Genomic DNA, 19,577 nt, shown 5'->3' with positions numbered 1-19,577 from the left:
ACATAAAAAAATCGGGTGAATGCCCGATTCAGCGTAGTGTAGCACGAAGATTTATGTGATGCACCTTCGAATTTGAATAAATCTTTCTAGTTTAATGTCTAATCTGCAAGCTTACTGAGACAAAATTAACGAATAGATTCAATAGATTGAAACTACTCACTGAGAGTATAAGTCCATGTTCTTAATCCAAAGAACTGCCCAACATCTGAACTATCGCCCTGTTTCCAATTGATCAGATTTAATTTTTTGATCGTATTGATTGCCTGAGAGTTGAATGCAAAACTGCCTGTCCGAAATTCCGAGCCTCTTAAGCGGCTATTACCCCAAATAAATGAAACACCTTAAGGTCTTGTTCTTAGTTTATATTAAAAAAACACGCATTCCATTTTTTGATTTCTTTCACCTGAACTCAGGTCTAAAGATTCCCATTCAGGTATAAACACAAAATCGTGCCTAGAATATAAACAGACTGCTCGCTCATTTTTTGGAGATACGCTTAATACAATCCTAGAATGACCTTTAGAAACTGCTAAATTCTTAATCTCAGAAATCAAAAGATCAGCTATACCACTGCCACGAAACATAGGATTAACCCACATAGCAATCACATTAAATTCACGTACAGCGTTTTGAGTTCCACCAATAATCCCAATTGCCTGATTCCCTGTAATTGCTAAAACATATTGATTTTGAAACTTTTGTGAGGCACGGTCACGCCATTCTGACTCACTATATTTCTCCGCAGTGGCATAATTAACAGCGAAAACATCAGGACTATCAAGCAACGACTCTAAACGAACGGTTTTAAGGATTTTCCAATCCTCCTCGGTGGTAAGACGGACCACCAATTCATCCAAGTTTCGGCTCATTCAATACCTCGAACTTATCGTGAATCTGAATTTTTATAAAAGATTCTCAGAAATTAGCTTATGTTTATTAAGTTCCTTTCCCGCCTTTTACTACGATTTCTAGCAAATTCACCATTTCAACATTCTGCTTTTCCAATGCAGCAATATTTGCCACAGTTCGATCCAAAACTTCTTGTTGTACATGCATCTTTTTAGCGAGATCCTGCATGATTTCCAGACTCTTTTTCAGGTGTAATTCCAGATGCAGCACTTTTTCTTCAAGTTGTTGCACCTGAACATCTTGGTTTTGTACGTCTACGCTTTTAAACTGAAACCAGAATAAAAAAGCCACCGCCACCAATAAAACAGCAATAAATCCCCAAACCAACATCAATGTCATGCAATACCCCACATTATTATTTATATCTTATTTAAAATATTAATTTGAAAATGATTCACACAAATCCAGCAAGCGATTTGCATATCCCCATTCATTATCATACCACGCAAAAACTTTTGCTTGATGCCCCACCACCATGGTTTGGGTTAAATCAACAATTAGAGAATACGGTGAATGATTAAAGTCACTCGAAACCAGATCTTCATCTGTCACTTGCATAATCTGCGCATAATCAAATTGCGCAGCTTTGCTCAAAACTTCATTGATTTTATGCACGGTAATCGGTGAATGCGAAACAAAAGTCAGATCAATAGCCGCCACATTAATGGTTGGTACGCGAATAGAATAACCATTAATCCGATCTTCCATTTTTGGCATGACTTGTTTTAACGCACCTAAAGCACTCGATGTAGTTGGAATAATATTTTGCCCTGATGCGCGTGCACGACGTAAATCTCGGTGCGCATGATCCAAAACCGATTGATCTGCCGTGACTGCATGGATTTCCGTCATTAATGCCGTATCAATACCAAAGGCATCATCAATAATTTTGACCAACGGTACTAAAGCCTGAGTAGTACACGAGACACTAGAAATAATTTGATCTGAGGCTTTTACGTCATTGTGATTGACGCCATAGACAATCGCCGCATCGACAGAATCAAAAGGTGCAGCACCAATAATCACACGCTTGGCACCTGCCTCAACATGACGAGTGGCATCGACGCGTGAGCGGAATAGACCGGTACATTCAAGCACCACATCAATGTGTAAATCTGCCCACGGTAATAATTCGGGCTGGGCTTGTTTAAAAACCTGTAGCTTTAACTGGCGTTGATTGGACTGGATATTCAGAAAAATATGTTGGTTTTCAATCTGAATCTCAACTTTGCCGGCAAAACGCCCATGCGTGGTGTCATATTTGAATAAATGTACTAAGGTCTGCACATCAGCAATATCATTAATGGCAATGATATCAAACTGAAATTGCTTAGGACTCTCAAACCACGCACGTAATACATTCCGGCCAATTCGACCAAATCCATTGATAGCGATACGTTGCATGTAGCGTCCTTCTTCATCAAAACATCATCTTTTCTGTGCTATATGGTAAAACATCAAGCACATTGTTGAATATAGATTTTTAGCTTAAACACAGTTTTATATGATATTGCTTGTAAAATCGTTGGTGAGGCGGGTATTTTCCGTTATAATTTAGCACTTTTAAAATCTATGCCACGCACTGGGTTCGATTGTAGAACGTTAGACACAACGTACCTTGTTGCATATAGCCAAATTCAAAATTATGGAGTGTCTTGGTTGTGAGTACTCGCTTTATGACATCAGCTGAAATCCGTGAAGCATTTTTGCGTTATTTCGAATCGCAAGGGCATACACGTGTTGCTTCGAGTTCTCTCGTTCCTTCCAACGACCCAACTTTGCTGTTTACCAATGCTGGTATGAACCAGTTTAAAGATTGTTTCTTAGGTTTAGAAAAACGCGATTACGTACGTGCTGTTTCATCACAAAAGTGTGTACGCGCCGGCGGTAAACACAATGACCTCGACAATGTCGGTTATACCGCACGTCACCATACCTTTTTTGAAATGTTAGGTAACTTCTCTTTTGGTGATTATTTCAAACAAAATGCGCTGAAATTTGCTTGGGAATTTTTGACCAGCGAACAGTGGTTAGGCTTACCTAAAGATCGCTTATATGTCACGGTTTATCACACCGATGATGAAGCATTTGATATCTGGAATAAAGAAATCGGAATCGATGCTGAACGTATTATCCGTATTGGTGACAATAAAGGTGGTCAATACGCATCAGACAACTTCTGGGCTATGGGTGACACTGGTCCATGTGGTCCATGTTCTGAAATTTTCTTTGATCATGGCGACCATATCTGGGGTGGCTTACCGGGTACCCCTGAAGAAGATGGCGACCGTTTCATCGAAATCTGGAACAACGTTTTCATGCAGTTCAACCGTACTGCAGATGGTGTCATGCACCCTCTTCCAGCACCTTCTGTTGATACAGGTATGGGCTTGGAGCGTATTTCGGCGGTACTACAACATGTGAATTCAAACTATGAAATTGACCTGTTCCAGCATTTATTAAAAGCTGCTGCTGAAATTATTGGCTTAGATACCACCGCCATTGAAGCTGAAGCGAAAGCTCAAAATAAACCAGTTGAATACCCAGCTTCATTAAAAGTCATTGCTGACCATGCTCGTTCATGTTCATTCTTGATTGCTGATGGCGTTAACCCTTCAAACGAAGGTCGCGGTTATGTATTGCGTCGTATCATTCGTCGTGCGGTCCGTCATGGTAACAAGTTAGGCGCAACCGGTTCATTCTTCTATAAGATGTTGCAACCGCTGATTGAAGTAATGGGCGATGCCTATCCAGAACTTGCTGCACAGCAAGCCCGTATCGAAGCACAATTGCTAAAAGAAGAAGAACAATTCGCGAAAACACTTGAGCAAGGCTTAAAATTGCTCGAAGGTGAATTAGCACAACTGAAAGGTAGTGTCATTCCAGGTGAAACCGTATTTAAACTCTATGATACTTATGGTTTCCCGACAGACTTAACCGCTGATATCGCACGTGAACGTGATCTGACCATTGATGAAGCCGGTTTTGAAGTTGAGATGGCTGCACAGCGCCAACGTGCACGTGATGCTGGTAAATTCGCTGTTGACTATAACAGCATTGTAAAAGTTGAAGGCGAAACTCAATTTGATGGCTATGATGCGACTCAGGGTCAGGGCCAAATCGTTGCAATCTATAAAGATGGCGTTCAAGTTGATGAAATCAATGAAGGCGACGAAGCGCTTATCGTATTGAACCAAACCCCTTTCTATGCGGAAAGCGGTGGTCAAATCGGTGACACAGGTTTATTCAAAAATGATACCGGTATCTTTGAAGTTCAAGATACTAAAAAATCTGGTGGTGCTTTTGTACACCAAGGTATTGTGACCATGGGTAACCTCAAAGCGACTCAGAACGTAGAAGCGACAGTTAAAGCGGATATTCGTGCAGCAACAGCACGTAACCACTCTGCAACTCACCTCTTACACGCTGCTTTACGCCAGATTTTAGGTACGCATGTGCAGCAGAAAGGTTCTTTGGTTGCGAGCGATATTTTACGTTTTGACTTTGCCAATGACCAACCTGTTTCATTTGAACAATTGCAACAGATTGAGCGCTTAGTCAATGCCGAAGTCATTGCCAATACTGCGGTAAGTACTGAGTTACTTGATATCGAAACAGCCAAAGCCAAAGGTGCGATGATGCTGTTCGGTGAAAAGTATGGTGAAGAAGTTCGCGTACTGTCTATGGGTTCAGTGATTGACGAGAAAAACTTCTCAATCGAACTGTGTGGTGGTATTCACGTAAAGCGCACAGGTGACATTGGCCTGTTCAAAATCACCTCTGAAGGTGGTGTCGCTGCGGGCGTTCGTCGTATTGAAGCCGTGACGGGTACTAAAGCACTTGAAGTCGTTCAAAAAGCTGAAACAGATATCCAAACGATCAATGGCTTGTTAAAAGCACAGAAAGATCAAACAGTAGAAAAAGTTGAAGCGATTGTTGAAACTGCTTCTAGCCTACAAAAGCAAATCGAACAACTGAATCAAAAGTTAGCCAGCTTCCAAGCAGCAGAACTCTTGGATCAAGTGAAAGACATTGCTGGTCGTCAAACTTTGATTACCACGGTACAAGGTTTAGATGCCAAATCATTACGCAATCTTCATGACAGCGTAAAATCAAAATTAGAAGATGCAGTCATTATTTTAGCTGGTGTTGAAGGTGATAAAGTGAGTTTAATCGCCTCTGTCGCTAAACAATATACTGCGACTCTAAAAGCAGGTGACATCATCAAACACTTGGCTCAAGAGCTAGGTGGTAAAGGTGGTGGTAAACCTGACTTAGCACAAGGTGGCGCGCCACTAAACGAGAAGTTTGATCAAGTGATTGCAGCATTACCTGCTTGGCTTGAACAATAATCAACACTTCACTTTTGTGTAACTGACCCTGATGCCTCTCAGGGTCATGGCTTATATGGAACAACTATGGCATTAATCGTTCAAAAATATGGCGGTACCTCAATGGGTACTCCTGAGCGCATTTTAAATGTTGCTCGTCGTGTCAAGCGTTGGCATGATCATGGTCACAAAGTGGTCGTGGTTGTATCAGCAATGAGTGGTGAAACCAACCGCTTACTTGCACTTGCAAAAGCCATTACCAGCACCCCTGACCCACGTGAATTAGATCAAATGGTGTCAACGGGTGAACAAGTAACGATTTCCATGTTAGCGATGGCACTGAATTCAATTGGTGTAGAAGCGAAGTCATATACAGGTCGTCAAGTTGGGATTAAAACCGACAGCGCGTTTACCAAAGCACGTATTGAATCAATTGATACGGATGTCATGACTGCTGATTTAGATGCAGGTCGTGTCATTGTCGTTGCTGGTTTCCAAGGTTATGATGCCAATGGCAATATCACCACTTTAGGTCGTGGCGGTTCTGACACTTCAGGTGTTGCACTTGCAGCAGCCTTGAAAGCAGATGAATGCCAAATCTATACCGATGTAGATGGTGTTTATACTACTGACCCACGTGTTGCACCAAAAGCAAAAAAAGTTGACCGTATCTCTTTTGAAGAAATGCTGGAAATGGCATCTTTAGGCTCAAAAGTGTTACAAATTCGCTCTGTTGAATTCGCAGGCAAATATCAAGTTCCATTACGTGTATTATCAAGCTTTGATAATGAAAACGATGGTGCATTTGATGATGATTTCAAACAAAACGTAGGCACACTAATTACCACTGAGGCAGAAGACGATATGGAACAACCAATCATTGCAGGCATTGCATTTAACCGTGACGAAGCAAAACTCACTATTTTGGGTGTTCCTGACGAACCAGGTATTGCCTCTAAAATCTTGTCACCAATCAGTGATGCTAACATTGAAGTGGATATGATAATCCAAAATGTTGAAGAAGATGGTACAACTGATTTTACCTTTACTGTAAATCGTAGTGACTTAGCGAAAGCAAAAGCCATCTTAGAACAAACAGCAAACAGTATTGACGGTTGTGAAGTTGTAACGCGCGATGACATCGTAAAAGTTTCAATCGTAGGTGTTGGTATGCGCTCTCATGCTGGTGTAGCGAGCAAAATGTTCACCGCCTTGGCTGAAGAAAGCATTAATATTCTCATGATTTCTACATCAGAAATCAAAGTGTCTGTGATCATCGAAGAAAACTATTTAGAGTTGGCAGTGCGTTGTTTACATACGGCTTTTGGCCTAGATCGTGAACATGGCGAAAGCAGTGCTCGTGCTTAATTAATAGCTGCTTAAACATATTTACTCGCAAGTAAATAAGAAAAAAAACAGAGCCACTATAGTTTTTTTTATAGTGGCTCTGTTATATTAGGTCTGAGGTTTTTAGAAAATTCTCACAGAACTTACGAAAAAAAATGTTTTTTACATATTTCTGTTAGAATTTTCTGTATATTAGGCTGTGCTTTCAAACAATGAATTCCCTGTCGCAAGTTTAAGCGTTTAGCAAGGAGATAAACATGCTGATTCTGACCCGTCGTGTCGGAGAAACATTAATGATTGGGGATCAAGTCAGTGTTACTGTGCTTGGCGTAAAAGGCAATCAAGTGCGTATTGGTGTAAATGCTCCAAAAGAAGTTTCTGTACATCGTGAGGAAATTTACCAACGCATCCAACATGAACGTGCCATGCATGAGCATCTGCAACATCTTGATCAAGATTATCAACATTCTTATGAAGAAGAGAATAACGAGTTCCCTCGTCATAATAACTTCAATCGTTAATGCGCAGAATTCTTCTCGAATAATTAAAGCGACTATCCTTAGTCGCTTTAATTATTTTTACAACCCTAAAGCTTTCTTCACTGGGCCATAGCTGCGTCGATGTTGCTCAATCACACCATGGGCCGCAATCGCTTCAAAGTGTGCTTTAGTTGGATATCCTTTGTGTTTAGCAAAACCATAATCTGGAAATTGCTGATCAAGTTCTTGCATCTGACGATCACGTGTCACTTTAGCCAAAATACTCGCCGCACTGATCTCTGCATGACTGGCATCCCCTCCTACAATCGCTTCACAGGGAATAGTTATTCCTTTTGGAATTTGATTACCATCCACAATCACTTTTGAAGGTTGAGTATCTAATGCTTCAACTGCGCGACGCATTGCCAGAAAAGTGGCTTGTAAGATATTGAGCTCATCGATTTCAACATGCGTTGCCTCAGCAATTGACCAAGCAAGTGCTTTTTCCTGAATTTCAATAAAAAGCTTTTCCCGTTTTTTTTCGGTCAGCTTTTTAGAATCATTCAAACCTTCAATCGGATTGTTTGGATCTAAAATAACTGCGGCAGCGACAACAGAACCCACTAAAGGTCCACGCCCAGCCTCATCCACACCAGCAACTCTCATTTCATCTTTCCATTCACATCTTCAATTAACATATCTCTTAGCCATCTCCATCTTATTTAGATTTTTATTCGGCCTTAAATCAAATGACAAAGCCGTACATGCCCTGATTAGTGCTGTTGAATTACATTAAAGCGATTAAATGCACTATAAGCTTAGGTAGAGACATGCTGCCCAACCAATTAACTCGGTCTTGGCCAATCTCATCGTTGTGGATATGGTTTTGAAATATCCGCTTGAGCACATTGAAGTTGACCAATTTTCAGGTCTTTTATTCCATGTACCCACAGCGTTCTCACACGCCCATTCTAAGAGCTGCGTGATTTTCAAGAAGCAGGCTGATAACTCAGCCTTTTTCGCTTAACTTGCTTTCTTTAACGTCTCTGCAACACAAGCATTTACAGTCTGTGAAACCACTTGAGTCACAATCGTTGCACGTGCAGTCGGGTCAATTGCAGCAGTTGCCAATTCAACAGCTGTCACACTATTTGGCGCTTTTTCGCTGACACAACCACATACTTCAGTTTGAATATTGTCGCGTTGTTCAGTTGTCATCAAACGTGTCGCGGTCTTCCATGCTGGAAGAGCATTGATCTCATTAATACATTTTGCATTTACAGCAACTTTCAGTGCCGCCATACCCAGCTGCTGAGAAGTTGTTCCAGCCGAGTTACTGCCATTTGGCGTAACACATCCTGTTAAAGCTAAAACGACAGGGGCAACAATAAGCACCAACTTTTTCATGATTTCTAACCTGTATCTAAATTTTGGCAGGCGTATTGTGCCTAAACGACACATTTTATGATATGACTCTAGATAATCTTTACATAATAAAACAATTATAACTTAAGATTCCCCTTCTGACCGTTCCAAGCATAAAACGCTCCGTTACATTTACACTGTAGGAGAACCTCAATGGGATATCTATTATTAAAAATAATTACCTATAACAAAGCCAGGATGTTGCAATGTCAACCTCAGCACAATATTACACTCGCACGGCACAAGTTATTCATTGGCTCATGGCTGCTATTTTCATTGCCGCCTGGTTGATTGGTTTCTATAGTGGTAACTTCCTCAGTTATGACGTTGATGGAAGCTTTAAGGGCAATGTGATTACCCTACATAAGAATATTGCCACCACCATTATCTTTCTGGTGGTTATCCGTATTTTTTGGCGCTATACCCACCCTGTCCCACAACTTCCCGACACCATGTCACCAATGATGAAAACCTTGGCACATGTTGGACACTTCTTACTTTATTTAATGCTGCTTGCACTTCCAATTACAGGCTGCTTATTTAGTTGGAGTGCTGGGCATCCCGCACCAGTCTTGTACTTATTCGAAATTCCACGTTTAGTACAAGATAATCCAGACTTGCTCGCCATTGTAAAACCTTTACACATTTACCTCTCTTGGTTTGCTGGTTTATTGGTGGCTGGACATGCTTTAGCTGCAATTAAACATCACCTGATTGATAAAGATAATGTGTTACTTAGCATGTTACGCCAGCCTAAATAAATTTTAGGCTTAAAAAAAACCGCTTAACGCGGTTTTTTTTAATTTAGATCTTTTTCACTTCTGCAATCCACTTTTGTTTTTCTTCATCAGAAATGAATGAAGCCTCAAAAGAATTAATTGCCAATTGTTTTAATTCATCATTGCTCAAATCCAAAGCCTGCTGAATTGCAACAAAGTTATCATTCATATAACCACCGAAATACGAAGGATCATCCGAGTTCACAGTGACATGCACACCCTGCTGCAATAAACGACGGATGTTGTGATCAGCCATATCATTTACGACACAGAGTTTTAAATTACTTAAAGGACACACGGTCAAAGGCATTTTTTCAGCAATTAAACGTGTCATTAAACGCTCGTCCTCTTCTGAACGTACGCCATGGTCAATGCGATTCACTTTCAGCAAATCCAATGCTTCCCAGATATATTCAGGTGGGCCTTCTTCACCGGCATGCGCCACAATTAAGAATCCTGCCTCACGCGCTTTGGCAAAAACACGTTCAAATTTCGATGGTGGATGCCCTACTTCACTTGAGTCCAGACCAATTGCAATAATGTCATCTTTGAATGGTAAAGCTTGCTCAAGCGTTTCAAAGGCCTTTTCTTCGCTTAAATGACGCAAGAAACACATGATCAACTGAGAACTAATCCCTAGTTTTTCCTGAGCATCCTTACACGCACGTTTTAAACCCGCCAACACGGTTGCAAACTCAACCCCACGCTCAGTATGCGTTTGCGGATCAAAGAACATTTCGGTATGTACCACACGATCTTCAGCACATTTTTCGAAATATGCCCAAGCAAGATCATAAAAATCTTGTTCATGTACCAGCACGTTTGCACCAGCGTAGTAGATATCAAGAAATGATTGAAGATTATGGAAGTTATAGGCTTGCTTCACTTCTTCCACAGATTGATAAGGAATCTGAATCTGATTACGCTGTGCAATAGCAAACATCAATTCTGGTTCAAATGTCCCTTCAATATGCACATGCAATTCGGCTTTGGGTAAAGCACGAATCAGCTCGATTTGATTCATAGTAACTCCACGTCTAAAGAAAAAAGGGTGTAACCAATATGGACACCCTTTTCGGGTTCTTTGCTTAAACAGTAATTCAAGCAAAGAATTATTAAAGAATAATAAAGATTGGATTAACCGCCAAATGCAGCAAATTTAAATACCCAAAGCGCAGCAATGATCCACACCATATACGGTACAGTCTTTGCCTTACCTGTTAACAACTTCACCAAAGCGTAGCTAATAAAGCCCATTGCTATCCCATCTGCAATTGAATAAGCAAATGGCATAAATACGATGGTTAAAAATGCAGGAACCGCTTCAGTGATATCATCCCAATCAATGTTGGTAATCCCTTGGATCATTAGCACGCCAATGAACAATAATGCTGGTGCTGTTGCAAAGCCAGGTACAGATTGTGCCAAAGGTGCCAAGAACAAACAGCCAATAAACAGAAAAGCAACCACCACAGCCGTTAAACCTGTACGACCACCAGCGGCAACGCCCGAAGCTGACTCAATATAAGGCGTCGTTGATGAAGTTCCCAATGCTGCACCAGCAACAATTGCGGTTGAATCGGCAAAAAGTGCTTTCTTCAAACGTGGCAACTTACCATCTTGCAATAACCCGGCACGGTGCGACACCCCAACCAAAGTACCTGTACTATCAAATAAATCGACAATAAAGAATACAAAAATCACGCCGACCATACTGGCAGTAAATAGGCCTTCAAAATCCATTTGCATGAATGTCGGTGCAATCGAAGGAATCTCCCCAACCACTCCTTTAAAGTCATTTAAACCCATCATCGTTGCAATTGCTGTCACGGCCAAGATACTGATGATAATCGCACCTCGTACTTTAAACTGATGCAGCATAACAATGAGTAGGAAACCGAATAAAGCAAGCAATACGGTTGGTTGTTTAATATCGCCAAGGCCAACCAAAGTCGCTTGATTTGCCACGATAATGCCCGAGTTTTTCAAGGCAACCAATGCCAAGAACAAACCAATACCACCACCAATGGCAAATTTGAGTGACATTGGAATTGCATTGACGATTGCTTCACGAATTTTGAAGAAGCTGATCGCAAGGAAGACAATCCCTGAGACAAAAACAGCAGCTAAAGCAGTTTGCCAAGGCACGCCCATGCCCAAACAGACAGAATAGGTAAAATAAGCATTTAAGCCCATACCAGGTGCAAGTGCGATTGGATAATTCGCAATAATCCCCATGACCAAACACCCAATTGCTGCAGCCAAACAGGTCGCAACAAACACAGCACCATGATCCATGCCAGTTTCAGAGAGAATGAGTGGGTTTACAATGATGATGTAACACATCGTTAGAAATGTAGTTACACCTGCTAGAACTTCTGTTCTAAAGTTGGTTTTGTTATCGCTCAATTTAAATAAGCGTTCTAGCAAACCAGCCGAAGCATTAGGCGTTGTCATAACATAGCACCTGTTGAAATCTAAGATCGTAGAATGTGAAATCTATACGTTTGTGTTTGCAATCTTTTTTGAATGTACACAAAAAGGTATACAAGGCTAGAAGCAATCTATATGCCAGCTTTGCACTTGCTACGCAGAGGATATGTATAAATCCGATTCCGATATCAAAACGTAAAAAGCCGCATAACAAGATGCAGCTTTTTATTGAATGGCAAATATTTTAACAGATTCTATTCAAAACTTGAGTAGCTCAATACAAAAAAAGCGCATTTCATGCTCAATCTCAGTTCATTGAGTCAAGAATAACCTCATATACCGTTCCAAAACTAATGACTACGCTGATATGAGGATAAATGCGTATGCGGATTATGTTGTATTGTGTTCAAGCTGTTTTCAGCATCTTGAACAATTTTTAATAGCTCTTGACGTTTCTTCGCTTGGGCATCCACATAAGCAACATAACCCAAAATGAACACAAAAAAGGCCAAAGCAATCGCAATTTTAATCTTCATTATTATTATCTCTATTATAAAGTTTTCTTTAATGCTAACAAAAAAGAAGGAAAACGAGAACAAAAACGCATATTAAAATCACAAATGATAACTACATCACAATTATATAGCTATTTTAATAATTTTTCCGCTTAATTTTCGCTCAATCAAATATTAGAATATTCCAGTTTTTTTAGCAATTACATTTTATATAATTCAATAAGATAGATATAAATCACATCTTTCTTGTAGAAAAAATAGTTTATTTTCAGTATGTAAAAACAAAAGAGCACTTTCCCTCGGAAAAGTGCTCAACGTCACAACAACTATTTAGCTTAGAACTGGTAGTTCAAACGCACCAAAAAGTTACGTGGCGTGCCTGGCATTGTATTCGATCTCCAATATACCTTATCTGTAAGATTGCTCACTGCTAACGTCGCGCCCCAATGCTCTCCCTTATAACCGACGGCAGCATCTAAACGCGTCCAAGCATCAAGCTTTGTATCAGGGGCATTTGAAATATTCGTATAAAGAGAACCATTATAGGTCGCACCAACCTCTGTATAAATATTTTCAACAGGCAAATAACGAATAAATAAATTACCTGTATTTTTTGCGACGTTTGCTAAGTAATGACCAGCACTTGCTGACTTATCTTTATCCTCTTTTACCTTTGCATCTGTATATCCATAACCACCACGAACAAATACATTATCTAACACACGCCCAATAAAACTGAACTCGGCTCCTTTTGACTGATGTTCTCCTCCAACCACATAATCAAAAGGTCGATTGTCAGGATCGGGACGATAACGAATATTTTTTTTACGTATATCAAATACCGAGAACTGAGTGTTCAGGCGATCATTGAACCAATCACTTTTTACGCCAACTTCATATTGCTCATTATATTGAGGTTCAGCATTCACGGTTCTCAAATCAACTGTTCCATTGGTAAATGGTGAAACTCCTGCACTACCACCAAAGGGGGCAAAACTTTTACTATATGAAGTATAGAAACTTTGGCTTTCGATAGGTTGCCAAACAAAACCGACATTCGGGCTAAATGTCTCAGAATTCATAGAAACAGATTGTCCATATGTTTTTGAACCAATCAATGTATCTCGTGTTTTAACTTCGAATTGATCATAACGAGCACCAAGCATCATTTTAAGTGTTGGTGTCAATGAAATTAAGTCCTGTACAAAAAATGCTAAACTATCATTATTTTGGTGTGTGTAAGATGTTGCATTTGGTCGACCAGAACTACGATCAAAGGAGGTTTGGTAGTCTTTTGTATTATATGGATTGATCAACTGATAATAGAGTCCGGCTTTATCACCACTTGAGTAATTACCCAACTTCGGCTCTCGGTCTTCATGTGACCAATCCACTCCTAGCATTACTTGGTGTTCTAATTTACCCGTATTAAACTTACCCGTAATATCAAAGGTATTTGTTGTCGTTTTATTCATGGTTTCTTGCCAAGCATAGGATTGTTTGATATAGCCTGATTTGCATCCTTTTGCATTATCAGTGCAATAACTTCCTCCAAAGAAATTATCGAAATCTTGATTAGCTTGTCTATAGCTTAATGCCCAATGAAGCTTCCAATCTGGCGAAAATTCGTACTTTAAGTCAGTACGGACTGTTTGTAATTCATCAATAATGAAATCTGATAAAGTTGCAAAACCTGTTTCTCTCAAGATATTTTCAGGAAAACGACTTAATACCGAAAACGACGGTCCCCGATCTGGAATACGATCCAATTTGTCATAGGTATATTCTGTCGTCCATAATAGTTTTTCATCGTCACTTCGATAGGTCACACTCGGTGAGAACATAGCCTGTTTTGTACCAATACCTGAACGAAAACTATTGGTATCTGATTTTTCACCGACTAAACGTATAGCCCAATTATCATTCACCACTTGATTGATATCTAAAGTACCACCAATATTTTCATAAGAACCGCCATAAACACCCACAGAACTTTTTGAATCAAAATTAGCAAACTTAGTAACCATATTCACGACACCACCACCCGCACCGCGACCATAAAGCACAGATGCAGGACCTTTTAAAATCTCGATGCGTTCGACATTTGCAGTACTACGGCGTACTTGGCCCCCTTCACGTACACCATTGCGGTAGATATCACTTGTATCCGCCCCAAATCCACGAATCATGATGCCATCGCCACGAGTGTCATATGTCGTGGTTACACCTGGCGTCCCCTGTAGCATGACACTCAGATCATTGGCCCCATAAATTTTATATTTTTGCACATCGATCGTATCGATGGTTTGCGGAATGTCTTTTTTCTTGAGGCCATTACGGGTGACACTTGCCTGATCATAATCGATATAGCTTTTGATCGGATCCAGCTCACTCATTGCTTCAATTTTAATGGTTGGCATAACGGCAGTTGATGACGTGGCCTCATTTGCAGCAGCATATTGGGCCTGGAGGAGCATCAAGCTAAGCAAGCTAAATTTAAAAGCGGGCTTGCTCATCAAAGTTGGATAAAAATAACGCATAAAATTCTCAAAAAATTCAGACAAAAATTAAAAAAAGATTAAAAATAAAAAACAATTACAATTTTAATAAAAATCATTCTCATTTTCATCATTTTTTACATTAAATTTTAACTAAACAGGCCATTTATTATTCATTTAAAATAAAGGCTTGCTTTTTTAGTCTTCTGAAAAATTCTAAAAATATTTTTTAAATCTTTGAGTTAGTCCTTATAAATTCCATTTTTCTACACAATTTTACATTAGGCTACAGCCAAAATAATTTGATCTTTTTTTGGGGTTTTAGAATGAGATATTCTGTTTATTGTGGAAAGCTCAGTGTGCTGAGTACAGCGTTATTGAGTATCAGTGCTTCAATTTTTGCATCTGAGCCTCAGCCTGAGGCTCCCTCTTCCACACCCTCAGAATCAAATACACAAGTTTTGCCAACACTTTCATTCAAAGCTTCAGCAGAGCCTAAAAAAGTAAAAGATGATGACATTAGTGCTGTACCTAAAACGGTTATTACCCGTGAAGAAATGCTTCAATATGGGGATCAATCAGTTATGGATGCATTACGACGCGCTGCTGGCTTTCAGATTCCCGCTTTTGGACAAGGCCCTCGCGGTGGCAGTGGCGCTTCGGGAATGCGCTTTCGTGGTGGCGGCGCACCCACTTTTTTAGTCAACGGTGAACCTGTTCAAGGTGGCCCACGTGGCGGTATGTCTGTCATTGATACCATCACTCCGGAAATGATCGAACGAATCGAAGTCATCAAACAGCCGAGCGTCGCACAGGCTTCGGTCGCCTCCTCTGCCGTGATCAATATTATTTTAAAAGAACCGCTAGATACCCGTTTAAACGGCACAGTAAAATTAGGCTATGGTTTACGTGATAGCGGTGAACAACAAGCTGAACGCAAACAAATTAACATTCAAGCTGATGGGCGTGAAAACCAGTGGTCATACAGTGTTTCAGCCAATCAAATGTGGATGGATAACACCTCGGTCACCAAGACAGAAACGGCAGCAGGAACGCGTGAGCAACTTCGTACCATTAACCGTACCATGCAAATGTTCTCTCCCCGTTTGCAATATGATCTGGATGACCAACAAAAACTGATTGCAGAATTGTTCTATCGCAATATCAAAATGGATGGCTATTCGGCCAATCAAACTCAGGATGACAAGAATGATAGTATTCGTTTAAACACCCGTTATGAACGTAAAGATAAAGACCTGAGTGATAAGATTCGACTCTCTGTCGAGCGTCAAACGGAGACACAACGTACTCGCTCTCTAGCCAGCACTATCTATACAGATGAAACCGTGAACCAGTATGGGTTTGCTTATGATGGTGTACGAAAGTTAGATAAAGATCGCCAAGTCAAATTTGGCTTTGATACCCGTAGTAATGAACTGGACAGCAATGTCAGTAAAAGCCTCGATGAGCAACGTTATGCTGTTTATGCTGAAGGCAGTTGGCGCTTCACCGAGCGTCAAACCTTGACTTTAGGGGCCCGTCAAGAATGGCTCAATCGTTCCGGCTTGGTCGATTATCAAGATCAACATCTCAGTCCTGTTTTGGCATACCGTTTTGACCTGACTGAACAATGGTCAATTCAGACCAACTTAAGCCAAGCATTTAAAAGCCCCAATACAGATCGGCTTGTCCCGAATGTTACTGTCTCAACCGATAGTGATGCAGGTAGCCTGAATAATCCTGATCGTGGTGGCAATCCCAACCTGAAACCAGAAAAAATTCGTGCAGCCGAATCAACCCTTGCCTATGACTCCGCGAGTGGTGGTATCAGCCTAACCGCGTATCATCGCGAAATTAAAGATTACATTGAGAAAGTCATCGCACTGGAAGGTACACGTTATGTGGAACGACCACAAAACCAAGATCAGGCCACGACTTATGGGGTTGAACTCTCTGGACGCTATGCGCTCAAACAAACCGAAGCTGGGCATTCATTTATGCTTAATGGGCAAGTATCAACAATTCGCGCCAAAATTGAAGATGGGCAGCATAATGAGCGTCTAGTCAGCGATGTAGCACCTTATAATACCAGTGCAGGCTTATCCTATAGCTATAAGCCATGGCAGCTATCAACCAGTATGAATGTCAGTTATACCCCTGAATTTACGCGAGCTTTGGATGGTCAGCCCTATGATAGAACCACCAATCAGCGTTTCAGTTTAGACCTCAGTGCAACCAAACGTTTTACTCATGGCTGGGCAGCAAGCCTCAATCTCAATAATCTATTAAGTACTCACTATAAAGAGCGCTTAACCAACCAAGTCGATGGTAGCCTGTATCAAGCGCGAATCAATGAGAGTATTCCGTCCTTCCAGTTAACCTTAGAGAAAAAGTTTTAAGCCTAATTTCTCTTTAGAATGATTCAAATGTTTAAAGTCAGCCTATCCATCGCTGGCTTTTTAATTCCAGCATACCTATTAAACCAAAGCATAACGGTCGTTTGTATTTAGAATGCTATGCTCTTCAGCCCAATTTACCCTTCAAAGCCTAGAACAATATGAGAACCGAATTAAAAGCCAAAATCATCCAAGTCTGCGACGAAAAAATGGCCAAAAAAGGCGAAAATGTCGGGCTTTCTTTTTATGCGTTCTTCGCCAATAAAAATGATGATCCTGAGCGCCTGATGGAGGCTGCCCATTGGTGGATCATGGAACATCGACTGGATCATTTTGAAAAAGCCAGTAAGATTAAAACACTGGTTTTAGCAGAATTCGATTAATAAACATCGCGTTGATAGCGCTGTTCTTGCTTAAGTTGCGTTACTAAATCAAGACCTAAAACCTCTTTTAAGGCCTGATCGACACCACTCGCCATCCCCTTGAGACTGCCACAAACATAAATTGCAGCACCTTGATGAATCCAACTCTGTAATCGGGCCGATTGTGCTTTTATGCAGTCTTGTACATAGATTTTTTCGGCTTGATCTCGGGAAAATGCATAATCTACCTGATCCAGAAAACCATGCTGCTGCCAATAATGGATTTCAGCATGGTAAAGATGGTCAAACTGTTGTTGTCGCTCACCAAAAATCAGCCAGTTTTGCTGATAACCCCAGTGTTCTCTCTGGCGTAAATGTGCCAGCAAGCCCGCAATTCCCGTCCCATTGCCAATCAAAATCAAAGGTCTGTCATCATGCGGCAAATGAAAACTTGGATTATGGCGAATCCGGGCCTGAAGCAATTGATCTTGTTGCAATCCTTGTGTCAACCAACCTGAGCCCAAACCCAACCCTGTTATGGTATGTTGCTGTCTGACTACCAACTCAATCAAGCCATTTTCAGGCAAGCTCGCAATAGAATATTCCCGTCTTGCTAAACGCTCAAATTTTTCAACCCATTGTTCAAAAGATTGTTCTGCCTTTGCTGGTAATTTTCTTAAATTCAGAGCGCTTAATTGAGCAGTCAATTCAGCATTGACCGGTTGTTGCTGTGACCCTAAAAAATCATGGATCTCATGCAGATCGTTCTCACATTGAATTTCAAGAATATCACCAGATGACCACGTTAAATCCTCATCACCAATCAATTGGACTTTATAAATGGGTTCTCCCACACTGCCTTTATTTAAGCACTGACGATGGGCAAACTTTAATTGCAGCATTGGATGTGAATGAGCTAAATCGCTAAACTGTATTGAAGTCAGCTGTTCTAGACCACTCAACCATTGCTCTAAATCACGACTATTCATTTGATCGACCAAAACCGTATCAAATAAAACTTGTGCCTGTTGCTGAACTAGCCATTGTTCAAGTGTACGACCAAACTGGCAGAAGTTAGCATAGCGCCGATCTCCCAATGCCAACACGGAGAAGGATAAATGTGACAAGTCCAAACGTTCAGTAAAGAATTTATTCACAAAGGAACGCGCACTATCCGGTGCATCGCCTTCGCCATAGGTACTCACCACCCATAAAATTCTGTGTTGCTGAATTAAATCATCGTGGCTCAGATCTTGAATATCTTTAACTATAACTTGATCATCGAGCAAACGTAGTTGTTCAGCCGTATGCTTTGCCCAAACTTCCGCATGTCCTGACTGGCTGGCATAGACCACTAAATAAACGGAAACTTGTTGTAAAGCAGATTTCGACTGTTTTTGCTGCCAGTACAACCACACAATCGCAAAAAGATGCAGACCCAATAAGATTGCGAGAATCGCAATCACGATCAGCACAGCCTGAGTCATGACTTCACCTTAAATTGCAAACCACATAAATAAAATAATCGTCAATAAACTTGCTGCAGTTAACAACACATGCTGAATTAAACGCGTTTTAATGGTTAAAAATAAGATATAGCCCGCCAAGGACAATAAAATGATAATGATGGCACTGATATCAATGAGCCAATGCCAAGTGGCACCGACATTTTTGCCACGATGCAGATCATTGAGCAATGAAACAGTGCTTGCGGGTTTCTGCGTGATTTCCACTTGTCCTTCATCCATCAACACCCATACATCAGTTGAACCAGCTGGACTCTCCAAACGGATCATGACTTCACCATCCATCACTTCGCTACTTTTATAGCGACCAATCAACGGCTGCTTATCTCGAACAAAATCCAGAATTGATTGACTTGGATTTTCTTGTTTTTGAATGGCACTGACAAAGGCAGCTGGCAAAGTAAGCTTTACGGTTTGTTCATCATTGGATGATTTAAACCAATTAGGATTATTTAGTAACAGCCCTGTTGCTGCAAAAAAAATCAGTACAATGAAAGCAAAGGCAGACAACCAACCATGCACATAGCGAGCATGGCGGTAAAAATCACGGCGTTGATACAAGAGACAAGCCTCATGA

General features: G+C 40.7%; 17 protein-coding genes. 6 read left to right on the top strand and 11 right to left on the bottom strand.

All coding sequences use genetic code 11. From position 1 onward, the window contains the following. Nucleotides 1–365: 365 nt before the first annotated feature. From F907_RS09740 to F907_RS09750, 3 genes are all read right to left on the bottom strand, one after another. Nucleotides 366–869, bottom strand: coding sequence for a GNAT family N-acetyltransferase (locus tag F907_RS09740; protein WP_016652079.1), 504 nt, complete (start codon nt 867–869; stop codon nt 366–368). Between the two features lie 67 nt (nt 870–936). Further along, on the bottom strand, nt 937–1,248 hold the full coding sequence (locus F907_RS09745; protein WP_016652078.1) for a hypothetical protein: 312 nt from the start codon (nt 1,246–1,248) through the stop codon (nt 937–939). Between the two features lie 39 nt (nt 1,249–1,287). Next, entirely contained in the window at nt 1,288–2,313 is a 1,026-nt protein-coding gene (locus F907_RS09750) for a type I glyceraldehyde-3-phosphate dehydrogenase (RefSeq protein WP_016652077.1), read from the bottom strand. 257 nt (nt 2,314–2,570) lie between these two features. On the opposite strand from F907_RS09750, the gene alaS reads away from it, so the two are divergent. From alaS to csrA, 3 genes are all read left to right on the top strand, one after another. Then, nucleotides 2,571–5,261: an alanine--tRNA ligase gene (gene alaS / locus F907_RS09755; RefSeq protein ID WP_171068376.1), complete on the top strand. Its 2,691-nt coding sequence runs from the start codon at nt 2,571–2,573 to the stop codon at nt 5,259–5,261. Nucleotides 5,262–5,327: 66 nt separating this feature from the next. Further along, nucleotides 5,328–6,608 (top strand): aspartate kinase, encoded by a 1,281-nt coding sequence (locus tag F907_RS09760; protein WP_005274245.1) that lies wholly within the window; start codon nt 5,328–5,330, stop codon nt 6,606–6,608. A gap of 236 nt (nt 6,609–6,844) precedes the next feature. After that, the gene (gene csrA, locus F907_RS09765) at nt 6,845–7,108 is read left to right on the top strand and encodes a carbon storage regulator CsrA (RefSeq protein ID WP_004654447.1); all 264 of its coding nucleotides are present in this window, start codon (nt 6,845–6,847) and stop codon (nt 7,106–7,108) included. A gap of 57 nt (nt 7,109–7,165) precedes the next feature. Here the strand turns inward: csrA and rnhB are convergent, their stop codons facing one another. Together rnhB and F907_RS09775 are read right to left on the bottom strand one after the other, a co-directional pair. Continuing rightward, entirely contained in the window at nt 7,166–7,732 is a 567-nt protein-coding gene (gene rnhB / locus F907_RS09770) for a ribonuclease HII (protein ID WP_005274242.1), read from the bottom strand. 357 nt (nt 7,733–8,089) lie between these two features. Next, nucleotides 8,090–8,473: a hypothetical protein gene (locus F907_RS09775; RefSeq protein WP_016652075.1), complete on the bottom strand. Its 384-nt coding sequence runs from the start codon at nt 8,471–8,473 to the stop codon at nt 8,090–8,092. Between the two features lie 224 nt (nt 8,474–8,697). On the opposite strand from F907_RS09775, the gene F907_RS09780 reads away from it, so the two are divergent. Then, nucleotides 8,698–9,252 (top strand): cytochrome b, encoded by a 555-nt coding sequence (locus F907_RS09780; RefSeq protein ID WP_016652074.1) that lies wholly within the window; start codon nt 8,698–8,700, stop codon nt 9,250–9,252. Between the two features lie 43 nt (nt 9,253–9,295). On the opposite strand, the gene F907_RS09785 is transcribed toward F907_RS09780, so the two are convergent. From F907_RS09785 to F907_RS09800, 4 genes are all read right to left on the bottom strand, one after another. Then, the gene (locus F907_RS09785; protein WP_016652073.1) at nt 9,296–10,294 is read right to left on the bottom strand and encodes an adenosine deaminase; all 999 of its coding nucleotides are present in this window, start codon (nt 10,292–10,294) and stop codon (nt 9,296–9,298) included. Between the two features lie 113 nt (nt 10,295–10,407). Beyond that, a complete protein-coding gene (locus tag F907_RS09790; RefSeq protein WP_016652072.1) occupies nt 10,408–11,727 on the bottom strand; it encodes an NCS2 family permease in 1,320 nt (439 codons plus the stop codon). Nucleotides 11,728–12,053: 326 nt separating this feature from the next. Continuing rightward, a complete protein-coding gene (locus tag F907_RS09795; RefSeq protein WP_005242401.1) occupies nt 12,054–12,239 on the bottom strand; it encodes a hypothetical protein in 186 nt (61 codons plus the stop codon). 314 nt (nt 12,240–12,553) lie between these two features. Further along, nucleotides 12,554–14,758 carry a TonB-dependent receptor gene (locus F907_RS09800; RefSeq protein WP_016652071.1) on the bottom strand — a complete coding sequence of 735 codons (2,205 nt, stop codon included), beginning with the start codon at nt 14,756–14,758 and terminating at the stop codon, nt 12,554–12,556. Nucleotides 14,759–15,042: 284 nt separating this feature from the next. Between F907_RS09800 and F907_RS09805 the strand changes: the two genes are divergently transcribed. Both F907_RS09805 and F907_RS09810 read left to right on the top strand, forming a co-directional pair. Then, nucleotides 15,043–17,115 carry a TonB-dependent receptor plug domain-containing protein gene (locus F907_RS09805; RefSeq protein WP_032862063.1) on the top strand — a complete coding sequence of 691 codons (2,073 nt, stop codon included), beginning with the start codon at nt 15,043–15,045 and terminating at the stop codon, nt 17,113–17,115. Nucleotides 17,116–17,273: 158 nt separating this feature from the next. Further along, on the top strand, nt 17,274–17,495 hold the full coding sequence (locus F907_RS09810; protein WP_016652069.1) for a DUF6500 family protein: 222 nt from the start codon (nt 17,274–17,276) through the stop codon (nt 17,493–17,495). Here F907_RS09810 and F907_RS09815 read toward each other — a convergent pair. Both F907_RS09815 and F907_RS09820 read right to left on the bottom strand, forming a co-directional pair. Next, the gene (locus tag F907_RS09815) at nt 17,492–18,961 is read right to left on the bottom strand and encodes a sulfite reductase subunit alpha (protein ID WP_016652068.1); all 1,470 of its coding nucleotides are present in this window, start codon (nt 18,959–18,961) and stop codon (nt 17,492–17,494) included. The two genes, F907_RS09810 and F907_RS09815, sit on opposite strands and share 4 nt — an antisense overlap. Nucleotides 18,962–18,970: 9 nt before the next feature. Continuing rightward, a complete protein-coding gene (locus F907_RS09820) occupies nt 18,971–19,561 on the bottom strand; it encodes a PepSY-associated TM helix domain-containing protein (protein ID WP_016652067.1) in 591 nt (196 codons plus the stop codon). Between the last annotated feature and the right edge of the window lie 16 nt (nt 19,562–19,577).

Source organism: Acinetobacter colistiniresistens, from assembly GCF_000413935.1.
GTDB lineage: Bacteria > Pseudomonadota > Gammaproteobacteria > Pseudomonadales > Moraxellaceae > Acinetobacter > Acinetobacter colistiniresistens.
Note: the sequence above shows the minus strand (reverse complement) of the source record. Positions and strands in the feature narration are given on the sequence as shown.

Bases quoted from the DNA above. Each gene is read 5' to 3' on its own strand.
- F907_RS09785 (WP_016652073.1), bottom strand. From the start codon at position 10,294: ATGAATCAAATCGAGCTGATTCGTGCTTTACCCAAAGCCGAATTGCAT.
- F907_RS09810 (WP_016652069.1), top strand. From the start codon at position 17,274: ATGAGAACCGAATTAAAAGCCAAAATCATCCAAGTCTGCGACGAAAAA.
- F907_RS09805 (WP_032862063.1), top strand. From the start codon at position 15,043: ATGAGATATTCTGTTTATTGTGGAAAGCTCAGTGTGCTGAGTACAGCG.
- F907_RS09760 (WP_005274245.1), top strand. From the start codon at position 5,328: ATGGCATTAATCGTTCAAAAATATGGCGGTACCTCAATGGGTACTCCT.
- F907_RS09740 (WP_016652079.1), bottom strand. From the start codon at position 869: ATGAGCCGAAACTTGGATGAATTGGTGGTCCGTCTTACCACCGAGGAG.
- rnhB (WP_005274242.1), bottom strand. From the start codon at position 7,732: ATGAGAGTTGCTGGTGTGGATGAGGCTGGGCGTGGACCTTTAGTGGGT.
- F907_RS09775 (WP_016652075.1), bottom strand. From the start codon at position 8,473: ATGAAAAAGTTGGTGCTTATTGTTGCCCCTGTCGTTTTAGCTTTAACA.
- F907_RS09750 (WP_016652077.1), bottom strand. From the start codon at position 2,313: ATGCAACGTATCGCTATCAATGGATTTGGTCGAATTGGCCGGAATGTA.
- csrA (WP_004654447.1), top strand. From the start codon at position 6,845: ATGCTGATTCTGACCCGTCGTGTCGGAGAAACATTAATGATTGGGGAT.
- F907_RS09795 (WP_005242401.1), bottom strand. From the start codon at position 12,239: ATGAAGATTAAAATTGCGATTGCTTTGGCCTTTTTTGTGTTCATTTTG.
- F907_RS09780 (WP_016652074.1), top strand. From the start codon at position 8,698: ATGTCAACCTCAGCACAATATTACACTCGCACGGCACAAGTTATTCAT.
- F907_RS09800 (WP_016652071.1), bottom strand. From the start codon at position 14,758: ATGCGTTATTTTTATCCAACTTTGATGAGCAAGCCCGCTTTTAAATTT.
- F907_RS09815 (WP_016652068.1), bottom strand. From the start codon at position 18,961: ATGACTCAGGCTGTGCTGATCGTGATTGCGATTCTCGCAATCTTATTG.
- F907_RS09790 (WP_016652072.1), bottom strand. From the start codon at position 11,727: ATGACAACGCCTAATGCTTCGGCTGGTTTGCTAGAACGCTTATTTAAA.
- F907_RS09745 (WP_016652078.1), bottom strand. From the start codon at position 1,248: ATGACATTGATGTTGGTTTGGGGATTTATTGCTGTTTTATTGGTGGCG.